At 54.9% G+C, this 10982-nt stretch carries 14 protein-coding genes; 7 read left to right on the plus strand and 7 right to left on the minus strand.

The annotated features are described in order from the left end of the window. Positions 1-714, minus strand: a 714-nt coding sequence (znuA, locus tag AB7E14_RS13545; protein WP_428169598.1) for a zinc ABC transporter substrate-binding protein ZnuA, incomplete at its 3' end; no start/stop codon positions are given. A 78-nt stretch (positions 715-792) separates the two neighbouring features. Between znuA and znuC the strand changes: the two genes are divergently transcribed. Both znuC and znuB read left to right on the plus strand, forming a co-directional pair. Then, positions 793-1548 carry a zinc ABC transporter ATP-binding protein ZnuC gene (gene znuC / locus AB7E14_RS13550; RefSeq protein ID WP_044257630.1) on the plus strand — a complete coding sequence of 252 codons (756 nt, stop codon included), beginning with the start codon at positions 793-795 and terminating at the stop codon, positions 1546-1548. Then, complete coding sequence (znuB, locus tag AB7E14_RS13555; protein WP_044257629.1) at positions 1545-2330, plus strand: zinc ABC transporter permease subunit ZnuB; 786 nt, start codon at positions 1545-1547, stop codon at positions 2328-2330. The genes znuC and znuB overlap by 4 nt, the downstream gene beginning before the upstream one ends. An 86-nt stretch (positions 2331-2416) precedes the next feature. Here the strand turns inward: znuB and ruvB are convergent, their stop codons facing one another. From ruvB to aspS, 6 genes are all read right to left on the minus strand, one after another. Beyond that, entirely contained in the window at positions 2417-3427 is a 1011-nt protein-coding gene (gene ruvB, locus AB7E14_RS13560) for a Holliday junction branch migration DNA helicase RuvB (RefSeq protein ID WP_043000359.1), read from the minus strand. Between the two features lie 8 nt (positions 3428-3435). Then, positions 3436-4047 (minus strand): Holliday junction branch migration protein RuvA, encoded by a 612-nt coding sequence (gene ruvA, locus AB7E14_RS13565; RefSeq protein ID WP_043000358.1) that lies wholly within the window; start codon positions 4045-4047, stop codon positions 3436-3438. 77 nt (positions 4048-4124) lie between these two features. Continuing rightward, positions 4125-4646: a crossover junction endodeoxyribonuclease RuvC gene (gene ruvC, locus AB7E14_RS13570; protein WP_000022509.1), complete on the minus strand. Its 522-nt coding sequence runs from the start codon at positions 4644-4646 to the stop codon at positions 4125-4127. A gap of 34 nt (positions 4647-4680) precedes the next feature. Next, a complete protein-coding gene (locus AB7E14_RS13575; protein WP_043000357.1) occupies positions 4681-5424 on the minus strand; it encodes a YebC/PmpR family DNA-binding transcriptional regulator in 744 nt (247 codons plus the stop codon). Between the two features lie 28 nt (positions 5425-5452). Beyond that, positions 5453-5905 (minus strand): dihydroneopterin triphosphate diphosphatase, encoded by a 453-nt coding sequence (gene nudB, locus AB7E14_RS13580; RefSeq protein ID WP_043001901.1) that lies wholly within the window; start codon positions 5903-5905, stop codon positions 5453-5455. A 117-nt stretch (positions 5906-6022) separates the two neighbouring features. Then, on the minus strand, positions 6023-7795 hold the full coding sequence (aspS, locus tag AB7E14_RS13585) for an aspartate--tRNA ligase (protein ID WP_044328622.1): 1773 nt from the start codon (positions 7793-7795) through the stop codon (positions 6023-6025). Between the two features lie 265 nt (positions 7796-8060). On the opposite strand from aspS, the gene AB7E14_RS13590 reads away from it, so the two are divergent. The 5 genes from AB7E14_RS13590 to AB7E14_RS13610 all read left to right on the plus strand — a co-directional run. Further along, positions 8061-8627 carry a hydrolase gene (locus AB7E14_RS13590; protein ID WP_316961754.1) on the plus strand — a complete coding sequence of 189 codons (567 nt, stop codon included), beginning with the start codon at positions 8061-8063 and terminating at the stop codon, positions 8625-8627. After that, complete coding sequence (locus tag AB7E14_RS13595) at positions 8624-9442, plus strand: DUF72 domain-containing protein (RefSeq protein WP_316961755.1); 819 nt, start codon at positions 8624-8626, stop codon at positions 9440-9442. The genes AB7E14_RS13590 and AB7E14_RS13595 overlap by 4 nt, the downstream gene beginning before the upstream one ends. 51 nt (positions 9443-9493) lie before the next feature. Continuing rightward, positions 9494-9889, plus strand: coding sequence for an MAPEG family protein (locus AB7E14_RS13600; RefSeq protein WP_042318401.1), 396 nt, complete (start codon positions 9494-9496; stop codon positions 9887-9889). Between the two features lie 40 nt (positions 9890-9929). Beyond that, positions 9930-10673: a carboxy-S-adenosyl-L-methionine synthase CmoA gene (gene cmoA / locus AB7E14_RS13605; RefSeq protein WP_043000353.1), complete on the plus strand. Its 744-nt coding sequence runs from the start codon at positions 9930-9932 to the stop codon at positions 10671-10673. Further along, on the plus strand, positions 10670-10982 hold a 313-nt coding region (locus AB7E14_RS13610), incomplete at its 3' end, for a DUF1698 domain-containing protein (protein WP_428169599.1). The genes cmoA and AB7E14_RS13610, both read left to right, overlap by 4 nt.

The following is a 10982-nucleotide window of genomic DNA, read 5'->3' on the forward strand; positions in this document are numbered from 1 at the left end:
ACCAGGTTGTATCTCAGGGTTGACGGTGAAGTGACCCAATGGAGTGAGTCCGTAGTGTTTTTCGTAATAGCCATAGGCGTCATGAAAAACGAAATACCCTTTGCCCTTGAGCGGTGCGAGCTCGTTACCGACCTGCTTATCGGTTGCGGCTAATTGTGCCTCAAAATCCTTCAGGTTGGCGTCAAGTTTGGCTCGACTTTGCGGCATAAGTTCCACTAATTTTTCATGGATTGCAACCGCTGAGGCCCGCGCTATCTCTGGGGAGAGCCAAAGATGCATGTTGTAATCACCATGATGGTGATGTGCGTCACCTTTTTCGCCGTGGTCATGATCGTGGTCGTGCTCATCATCATCATCGTCAGCCCCTTTCATGAGCAACGGTTTCACGTCTTTGAGTTGCGCAATCGTTACCTGTTTAGCGGCGGGAATGTTGCTGACGGACTTTTCCATGAACGCTTCCATTTCCGGCCCAATCCAGACAACTAAGTCCGCGCCCTGTAAGCGTTTTACGTCAGATGGACGTAGTGAATAATCATGTTCGGATGCCCCATCCGGAAGTAAGACTTGGGTCTCCGTGACGCCATCAGCAATGGCAGAAGCAATGAACCCTAATGGCTTGAGAGAAGCGACAACGGCGGCATTTGCCGCCTGTGTTGCACTGCCCCAAAGAGCGGCGGATAATGCAGCGAAAAGAAGCGTATTTTTATGTAACATAATGCGACCAATCATCGTAATGAATGTGAGAAATGTGATATTATAACATTCTATAACTTCTGCAAGACTAAAATTGACATGACGACTTTGGTTTCACTGGAAAATGTCTCGGTCTCGTTCGGCCAGCGCCGCGTCCTTTCTGACGTTTCGCTTGAACTGAGACCCGGAAAAATTTTAACGCTACTCGGCCCAAATGGCGCCGGGAAGTCAACGCTGGTTCGCGTCGTTCTCGGACTGGTCGCCCCGGATGAAGGGGTGATCACGCGTAATGGTAAGCTGCGAATTGGCTACGTTCCGCAGAAATTGTATCTCGATACCACCCTGCCGCTTACCGTCAGTCGTTTCTTACGCCTGCGCCCCGGTACGAAGAAAGATGACATCCTGCCGGCCCTGAAACGTGTACAGGCCGGGCATCTGATTGACGCGCCGATGCAAAAGCTCTCCGGCGGCGAGACGCAGCGCGTCCTGTTAGCGCGCGCGCTCCTCAATCAGCCACAGCTTCTGGTGCTTGACGAACCCACTCAGGGCGTAGATGTCAACGGCCAGGTCGCGCTGTACGACCTTATCGATCAGTTACGTCGTGAGCTGGATTGCGCCGTGCTGATGGTGTCCCATGACCTGCATCTGGTGATGGCAAAAACCGACGAAGTGTTGTGTCTGAATCATCACATTTGCTGTTCAGGTACTCCTGAAATCGTTTCCATGCACCCGGAATTTATCTCGATGTTCGGCCCTCGCGGCGCGGAGCAACTGGGAATTTACCGTCATCATCATAATCACCGCCACGACCTGCAGGGTCGTATTGTGTTGCGCCGGGGAAATGGTCAATCATGATTGAATTATTACTGCCTGGCTGGTTAGCCGGGATCATGCTGGCCTGTGCGGCGGGTCCACTGGGTTCATTTGTCGTCTGGCGTCGGATGTCTTATTTTGGTGATACACTGGCACATGCGTCGCTGCTCGGCGTCGCTTTTGGCCTGTTGTTGGATGTGAACCCTTTCTATGCGGTCATTGCCGTAACGCTAATGCTGGCGACAGGCCTGGTCTGGCTGGAAAAGCGCCCTCACCTTGCCATCGATACGCTGCTTGGCATTATGGCGCACAGTGCGCTGTCGCTGGGCCTGGTCGTGGTCAGCCTGATGTCGAATATTCGCGTGGATCTGATGGCTTACCTGTTTGGCGATCTGCTGGCGGTTACGCCGGACGATTTGATCTCTATCGCCATGGGCGTGGTGATCGTGCTGGCGATCCTCTTCTGGCAATGGCGCAACCTGCTGTCAATGACCATCAGCCCCGATCTGGCATTTGTTGACGGGGTGAAACTGCAGCGCGTGAAGCTTTTACTGATGCTGGTGACAGCCTTAACCATTGGCGTGGCGATGAAGTTCGTCGGGGCGCTGATCATCACCTCGTTGCTGATTATCCCGGCAGCTACGGCGCGTCGTTTTGCGCGGACGCCGGAACAGATGGCTGGCGTTGCAGTAGGAACTGGAATGATAGCGGTTACAGGTGGGCTGACCTTCTCGGCCTTCTACGACACCCCTGCGGGCCCATCAGTGGTGCTGTGCGCCGCACTGCTGTTTATCTTCAGCATGATGAAGAAGCAGGCAAGCTGACGGGTATGTTGCCGGATGACGACGCCAGCGCGTCTTATCCGGCCTACGTGATTTTGTAGGCCAGATAAGCGCAGCGCCATCAGGCATCAAGGCATTTCCGGTGGCGTAATGCCAAAGTGGTTCCAGGCGCGTACTGTCGCCATTCTTCCGCGCGGCGTGCGCTGCAAAAAACCTTGCTGAATCAGATACGGCTCCAGCACATCTTCAATGGTTTCACGCTCTTCACCGATGGCTGCCGCCAGGTTATCCAGCCCGACCGGCCCACCAAAGAATTTGTCGATCACCGCCAGCAGCAGCTTGCGGTCCATGTAATCAAACCCTTCCGCATCCACGTTCAACATATCCAGCGCCTTAGCAGCTATATCGGCGGAAATGGTGCCATCATGCTTCACTTCGGCAAAATCCCGTACGCGCCGCAGTAGCCGGTTGGCGATACGCGGCGTACCGCGTGCGCGACGCGCCACTTCCAGCGCCCCTTCCTCGCTCATCTCCAGCCCCATAAAGCGCGCGCTGCGCCCAACGATATGCTGGAGATCCGGCACCTGATAAAACTCCAGACGCTGCACAATGCCAAAGCGATCGCGCAGAGGAGAGGTCAGTGAACCCGCGCGAGTCGTTGCGCCAATCAGGGTAAACGGCGGCAAATCGATTTTAATTGAACGCGCCGCCGGCCCTTCGCCGATCATAATATCCAGCTGATAATCTTCCATCGCTGGATAGAGCACCTCTTCCACCACCGGCGACAGTCGATGGATCTCATCGATAAACAGTACGTCGTGCGGCTCAAGGTTGGTCAGCATCGCAGCCAGATCGCCCGCTTTTTCCAGCACCGGACCGGAAGTGGTACGCAGATTGACGCCCATTTCATTGGCAACGATATTGGCAAGCGTGGTTTTCCCCAGTCCGGGAGGACCAAAAATCAGCAGGTGGTCGAGCGCATCCCCCCGCAGTTTTGCCGCCTGGATGAAAATCTCCATCTGCGAACGCACCTGAGGTTGACCGATATACTCTTCGAGTAATTTCGGGCGAATGGCGCGATCGGCGACATCTTCTGTGAGTGCGGCACCTGCCGAAATCAGGCGATCTGCTTCTATCATCCTTTACCTCATAACGCGGCGCGCAGGGCTTCGCGGATCAGTGTTTCACTGCTGGCATCCGGGCGAGCGATTTTGCTCACCATGCGGCTGGCTTCCTGTGGTTTATAGCCCAGCGCCACCAGCGCCGCAACCGCTTCCTGTTCGGCATCGTCCGTCGCCGGGCTCGCTGGCGAGGTCAGCACCAGATCGGCGGCTGGCGTAAAGAGATCGCCATGCAGACCCTTGAAACGGTCCTTCATTTCGACAATCAGTCGTTCAGCCGTTTTTTTGCCAATACCAGGCAGCTTGACCAGCGCGCCCAGTTCTTCGCGTTCGACAGCATTGACGAACTGCTGTGCGGACATCCCGGAGAGGATCGCCAGCGCCAGTTTAGGCCCGACGCCGTTGGTTTTGATGAGTTCTTTAAACAACGTACGCTCTTGCTTATTGTTAAAACCGTACAGCAGCTGCGCGTCTTCGCGAACCACGAAGTGGGTAAAGACAACGGCTTCTTTTCCGGATTCCGGGAGCTCATAAAAACAGGTCATGGGCATATGCACTTCATAGCCGACGCCGCCCACTTCGAGTAACACCAGCGGGGGTTGTTTTTCCAGAATGATGCCTCTGAGTCTGCCTATCACGTTACGCTCCTGCGTTGGGCCGAAAGTAAAGCTGTATCATAAAAAAAGGCTGGATAGATATCCAGCCTCATTTGTCATTATCGCAAGCGACCTCGGGCAAGATTGAGGCGTGATTCGCTCATTTGCATCGCATTCTGACTAACATGGCAGTGCGTAATGGCGATGGCCAGCGCATCTGCCGCATCCGCCTGCGGATTCGCGGGCAGTTTCAGCAAGGTTCGCACCATGTGCTGCACCTGACTTTTCTCTGCGCTACCAATGCCAACCACCGTCTGCTTGACCTGACGTGCCGCATATTCAAATACTGGCAGTTCCTGGTTGACCGCCGCCACAATCGCTACCCCGCGCGCCTGCCCCAGTTTGAGCGCAGAATCGGCGTTCTTCGCCATAAAGACCTGCTCGATGGCAAAGTAGTCGGGCTGAAACTGGGTGATGATTTCCGTCACGCCGGCATAAATCAGCTTCAGGCGTGACGGAAGATCGTCGACTTTGGTACGAATGCAGCCGCTGCCGAGATACGTCAGTTGTCTGCCGACCTGACGTATCACGCCGTAACCGGTGATGCGGGAGCCCGGATCAATACCGAGAATGATGGACATCACGCGCCTCCGGTTGTAACGGGATTAAGCCACATCATTCTAATGTAGCGGCAACCTCATCAGAGATTTCACCGTTGTGATAAACTTCCTGCACGTCGTCACAGTCTTCCAGCATGTCGATCAGACGCATCAGTTTCGGTGCGGTTTCCGCATCCATTTCCGCTTTGGTCGACGGGATCATAGAGACTTCTGAACTGTCGGCTTTCAGACCGGCGGCTTCCAGTGCGTCACGCACTTTACCCATCTCTTCCCATGCCGTGTAGACATCAATCGCGCCATCATCGAAGGTCACCACGTCTTCCGCACCCGCTTCCAGTGCCGCTTCCATAATGGCGTCTTCATCCCCTTTCTCGAAAGAGATGACGCCTTTTTTGCTGAACAGATAGGAAACAGAACCATCCGTGCCCAGGTTACCCCCGGTTTTGCTGAAGGCGTGACGCACTTCGGCAACGGTACGGTTACGGTTGTCAGACAGACATTCAATCATCACGGCAGTGCCGCCAGGGCCATAACCTTCATAGATGATGGTTTCCATGTTCGCATCATCATCACCACCCACGCCGCGGGCGATTGCACGGTTCAGCGTGTCACGGGTCATGTTGTTAGCCAGCGCTTTGTCGATAGCCGCACGCAGACGCGGGTTCGCATCCGGATCGCCGCCGCCCAGTTTGGCTGCTGTCACCAGCTCACGAATAATCTTGGTGAAGATTTTGCCGCGCTTCGCATCCTGCGCCGCTTTACGGTGTCTGGTGTTGGCCCATTTACTATGACCTGCCATAAATATTTCCTCAAAAAAGCACGCCCTCTCAGGCGATGTTAATCACAAATTCTTCAATCGCCTGCCGGTTGCTCCATGACTTGGTGAGCGCCGCCGCAGCTGGCGCATCAAGCCACTGGTAGGCCAGATGTTCGCTAAAAACGATCTGACGCTCGTGCGGTAGTGCAAGGCAGAACCAGGATTCTGTATTGCGCAACACACCCGGTGCATAGCGATGACGTAAATGAGAAAAAATCTCAAACTCCACCGTGCGCTGACAGTCAATTAAGGTCAGTTGCTCAACCGCAACGTCAATGGCGACCTCTTCCTTTACTTCGCGCATGGCGGCCTGCGACGCGGTCTCTCCCTCTTCCACACTGCCGGTAACCGACTGCCAGAATTCAGGATCGTCGCGTCGCTGTAACATCAACACCCGTTTCGAGTCCTGTGCGTAGATAACGACCAGAACCGAAACGGGACGCTTATACACTTTATCCTTCACGCTATCTCGTTGTTGGCTGCCTTCGCTCATCCCATTCATAGTGTTAGCTATGATCATGGGAACTCACTCCGTTGCCGCCGCGAGGTAGCGCGAATGATTTCGTGTATATCAGCCATATCAGTTTTTCTCTTCCTTCTTCACCACGTCGATACCCAGTTCAGCCAGTGCTGCCGGGTTCGCGATGCTCGGCGCTTCGGTCATCAGACACGCCGCAGCGGTGGTTTTCGGGAAGGCAATTACGTCACGAATATTATCGGTGCCGGTCAGCAGCATGGTCAAACGGTCCAGACCGAATGCCAGACCCGCGTGCGGCGGCGTACCGTATTTCAGTGCGTCGAGCAGGAAGCCAAACTTCTCACGCTGTTCCTGTTCATTGATGCCCAGAATGCCAAACACGGTCTGCTGCATTTCACCGCTGTGAATACGCACGGAACCACCACCGACTTCGTAGCCGTTGATCACCATATCGTAGGCATTCGCCACCGCGTCTTCCGGCGCCGCTTTCAGTTCTGCAGCCGTCATGTCTTTCGGTGAGGTGAACGGGTGGTGCATCGCGGTCAGGCCGCCTTCGCCGTCGTCTTCAAACATCGGGAAGTCGATGACCCACAGCGGCGCCCATTTCGTTTCGTCAGTCAGACCCAGGTCTTTACCCAGTTTCAGACGCAGCGCGCCCAGCGCGTCGGCCACCACTTTCTTGTTGTCCGCGCCGAAGAAAATCATATCGCCGTCCTGCGCGCCAGTGCGCTCAAGGATGGCTTCCACGATTTCCGCATTGAGGAATTTCGCCACCGGGCTGTTGATACCTTCCAGACCTTTCGCTCGCTCGGTGACTTTGATATAAGCCAGACCTTTCGCGCCGTAGATCTTAATGAAGTTACCGTAGTCGTCGATCTGCTTACGACTTAAGCTCGCTCCGCCTGGTACACGCAGCGCAGCAACGCGACCTTTCGGATCGTTCGCTGGGCCAGAGAACACGGCAAACTCAACGGCCTTCAGCAGGTCGGCAACGTCCACCAGTTCCATCGGGTTACGCAGGTCCGGTTTGTCAGAACCGTAACGACGCTCGGCTTCAGCAAAAGTCATGACCGGGAAGTCACCCAGTTCCACACCTTTCACCTCATTCCACAGGTTACGCACCAGCGCTTCCATCACTTCACGTACCTGTTCGGCGGTCATGAAGGAGGTTTCCACATCGATCTGGGTAAATTCAGGCTGACGGTCAGCACGCAGGTCTTCGTCGCGGAAGCATTTGACGATCTGGTAGTAACGGTCAAAGCCGGACATCATCAGCAGTTGTTTAAACAGCTGCGGTGACTGCGGCAGCGCGTAAAATTTGCCTTTGTGCACACGCGAAGGAACCAGATAGTCACGCGCGCCTTCCGGCGTGGCTTTGGTCAGCATCGGGGTTTCGATATCGAGGAAACCGTGGTCGTCCATAAAGCGACGTACCAGGCTTGTGATCTTCGCGCGGGTTTTCAGGCGTTGCGCCATTTCCGGGCGACGCAGATCCAGATAACGGTATTTCAGACGCGCTTCTTCGGTGTTCACGTGGTTAGAGTCAAGCGGCAGTGATTCTGCACGGTTGATGATCGTCAGCGAAGAGGCCAGCACTTCGATTTCGCCAGTCGCCATTTCGCTGTTAACGTTTTTCTCGTCACGCGCACGCACGGTGCCCGTCACCTGGATGCAGAACTCATTACGCAGTTCAGAGGCCAGCTTTAACGCGTCCGCACGATCCGGATCGAAAAACACCTGCACGATACCTTCGCGATCGCGCATGTCGATGAAGATCAGACTACCAAGATCACGACGACGGTTGACCCAACCACACAGAGTCACCTGCTGCCCCACGTGGGACAGACGCAACTGTCCGCAATATTCTGTACGCATGAGATATCCCTTAATTAGCCGCAGGCGGATTGTCGCCTGTCTTGCAGGCCACGATGTCGCAGCTTTAACTGTATGTCACAACTGAATGAAAAAAGGCGGCTATTATACTGGAAATTCCGCCGCACGATAAGCCCGGTACTGACTGTACGCCTGTTTCCTGGACGGGCATTGCGTATTCTCACAAAAAATAACAAAAATTGTCGCTCGTTACACACCCAATCGCGATTAAGGTGTAATGGAATTTCGATTCTTGACGGGAGTTATCATGTTACAACTGAACGCAAAAACGACCGCCCTGGTCATTATCGACCTGCAGGAAGGGATCCTGCCCTTCGCCGGCGGCCCTCATTCTGCCAATGACGTGGTGGCGCACGCTGCCCGACTGGCACAGACGTTTCGTGCTAACGGCTCCCCGGTGGTAATGGTCCGCGTGGGCTGGTCTGATGATTACGCCGAAGCGCTCAAACAACCCGTAGATGCACAGGCACCGGCCCATGCGCTGCCGGAAAACTGGTGGACCTATCCGCCTGCGCTGGGCAAAGACGACAGCGATCTGGAAGTGACCAAGCGCCAGTGGGGCGCATTCTATGGCACGGATCTTGAGCTTCAGTTACGCCGCCGCGGTATCGACACCATCGTACTGTGCGGGATTTCGACCAATATCGGCGTCGAGTCCACCGCGCGTAACGCCTGGGAGCTGGGTTTTAGCCTGGTGATTGCCGAAGATGCCTGTAGCGCCGCCAGCGCCGACCAGCATCAGAACAGCCTGACGCACATCTTCCCTCGTATTGCGCGGGTGCGTAGCACAGAAGAGATCGTCAACGCCTTATGATCTACATTGGTCTGCCGCAATGGTCGCACCCCAAATGGGTGCGTCTTGGCATCACCGGTCTTGAAGAGTATGCCCGCCACTTTAACTGTGTGGAAGGCAACACCACGCTGTATGCGCTGCCAAAAGCGGAGATTGTGGCACGCTGGTACGCACAAACGACGGATGCATTTCGTTTCTGTTTTAAATTCCCGGCGACCATTTCCCATCAGGCGGCCCTGCGCAATTGCGATGATCTGCAGCACGAATTCCTGACCCGAATGTCGCCGCTGGAAAGCCGCATCGGTCAGTACTGGCTGCAATTGCCCGCCACCTTTGGCCCCCGCGATCTCCCGGCGCTCTGGCATTTTCTCGATGCCCTGCCACGGACGTTTACCTACGGCGTCGAAGTCCGTCATCCTGAATTTTTCGCTAAAGGTGACGCTGAACAGCAGCTTAATAGCGGATTGCATCAGCGCGGAGTGAATCGGGTTATCCTCGACAGTCGTCCGGTACACGCGGCCCATGCGCATAATGAAGCCATCCGCGACGCCCAGCTCAAGAAGCCGAAACTGCCGGTACATGCAGTAGTGACCGCGAACCATCCGCTGGTGCGCTTTATCGGCAGCGATGATATGCGACAAAACCGGGCGTTCTTTGCCGACTGGCTAAAAAAATTACCGCTCTGGGAACAGGCCACCACACCGTATCTCTTTTTGCATACCCCGGATATCGCGCAGGCTCCGGAACTGGTCGATACCCTGTGGCAGGACTTGCGAGACGTCTTACCAGATATCGGAACTGCTCCGTCCATTCCACAGCAATCTTCTCTTTTCTGAAATTGCCACCTATCATAGACAGTGCCATCAGCCATTTTAAAGGGAGTTTGTATGGTAAGCGCGCTGTATGCCGTTTTGGGTGCGTTGTTGTTGATGAAGTTTTCTTTTGACGTTGTCCGCCTGCGGATGCAATACCGCGTTGCCTATGGTGACGGCGGCTTCAGTGAACTCCAGACAGCCATCCGCATTCATGGTAATGCGGTGGAATATATTCCCGTCGCGTTAGTGCTGCTGCTGTTTATGGAAATGAACGGCGCAGAAACCTGGATGGTGCATATTTGCGGCATTATTCTGCTCGTGGGTCGGCTGATGCATTATTACGGTTTCCATCACCGTCTGTTCCGCTGGCGTCGCTCCGGCATGAGCGCCACCTGGTGTGCATTGTTACTGATGGTGCTGGCGAACCTTTGGTATATGCCGTGGGAGTTGGTTTTCTCCCTGCATTAGCGCACAATACGCCACTTTATTTTTCCCGGATTTTTACGTTATGTCTCACCGCGACACGCTTTTTTCTGCGCCCATCGCCAGCCTGGGCGACTGGACCTTCGATGAACGGGTAGCCGAAGTCTTCCCGGATATGATCCAGCGTTCTGTTCCCGGCTATTCCAATATCATTTCGATGATTGGCATGCTTGCCGAGCGTTTTGTGCAGCCGGATACGCAGGTCTACGATCTGGGTTGTTCGTTGGGTGCGGCGACGCTCTCGGTGCGTCGCAATATCCATCATGAAAACTGCAAAATTATCGCCGTTGATAACTCCCCGGCGATGATCGAACGCTGCCGCCGTCATATCGATGCTTACAAGGCACCCACGCCAGTTGAGGTGGTGGAAGGCGACATCCGCGCCATCACCATCGAGAACGCCTCAATGGTGGTACTGAATTTTACCCTGCAATTCCTTGAGCCGCCGGAGCGCCAGGCGTTGTTGGATAAGATTTATCAGGGGCTGAATCCGGGCGGCGCGCTGGTGCTGTCGGAAAAATTCAGCTTCGAAGATGCGAAAGTGGGCGAACTGCTGTTCAACATGCACCACGACTTCAAGCGAGCCAACGGCTACAGCGAACTGGAAATCAGCCAGAAGCGCAGCATGCTGGAAAACGTGATGCTGACCGATTCAGTCGAAACCCATAAAGCCCGCCTGCGTCAGGCCGGTTTTGAGCACAGCGAACTGTGGTTCCAGTGCTTTAACTTTGGCTCACTGGTGGCATTGAAAGCTGAGGCGAGCGCATGATCGACTTTGGTAACTTCTATCAGCTGATTGCCAAAAATCATCTTGCCCACTGGCTGGAAACGTTGCCCGCGCAGATTGCCGCCTGGCAGCGCGATCAGCACGGTCTGTTTAAGCAGTGGTCAAACGCGGTGGAATTTCTGCCGGAACTGACGCCGTACCGTCTGGATTTATTACACAGCGTGACGGCGGAAAGTGAAGCGCCGCTGAGCCCGGGGCAAATCAAGCGTATCGACACCCTGATGCGAAATCTGATGCCATGGCGTAAAGGGCCATACTCGCTGTATGGCGTGAACATTGATACTGAATGGC

This window comes from Citrobacter sp., from assembly GCF_050252275.1.
Taxonomy (GTDB): Bacteria; Pseudomonadota; Gammaproteobacteria; order Enterobacterales; family Enterobacteriaceae; genus Citrobacter_A; species Citrobacter_A amalonaticus.

What these genes read in the sequence shown, in the direction of transcription:
- znuC (WP_044257630.1), top strand. Translation starts at nt 793, where the DNA reads ATGACGACTTTGGTTTCACTGGAAAATGTCTCGGTCTCGTTCGGCCAG.
- znuB (WP_044257629.1), top strand. Translation starts at nt 1,545, where the DNA reads ATGATTGAATTATTACTGCCTGGCTGGTTAGCCGGGATCATGCTGGCC.
- ruvB (WP_043000359.1), bottom strand. Translation starts at nt 3,427, where the DNA reads ATGATAGAAGCAGATCGCCTGATTTCGGCAGGTGCCGCACTCACAGAA.
- ruvC (WP_000022509.1), bottom strand. Translation starts at nt 4,646, where the DNA reads ATGTCCATCATTCTCGGTATTGATCCGGGCTCCCGCATCACCGGTTAC.
- AB7E14_RS13575 (WP_043000357.1), bottom strand. Translation starts at nt 5,424, where the DNA reads ATGGCAGGTCATAGTAAATGGGCCAACACCAGACACCGTAAAGCGGCG.
- aspS (WP_044328622.1), bottom strand. Translation starts at nt 7,795, where the DNA reads ATGCGTACAGAATATTGCGGACAGTTGCGTCTGTCCCACGTGGGGCAG.
- AB7E14_RS13590 (WP_316961754.1), top strand. Translation starts at nt 8,061, where the DNA reads ATGTTACAACTGAACGCAAAAACGACCGCCCTGGTCATTATCGACCTG.
- AB7E14_RS13595 (WP_316961755.1), top strand. Translation starts at nt 8,624, where the DNA reads ATGATCTACATTGGTCTGCCGCAATGGTCGCACCCCAAATGGGTGCGT.
- AB7E14_RS13600 (WP_042318401.1), top strand. Translation starts at nt 9,494, where the DNA reads ATGGTAAGCGCGCTGTATGCCGTTTTGGGTGCGTTGTTGTTGATGAAG.
- cmoA (WP_043000353.1), top strand. Translation starts at nt 9,930, where the DNA reads ATGTCTCACCGCGACACGCTTTTTTCTGCGCCCATCGCCAGCCTGGGC.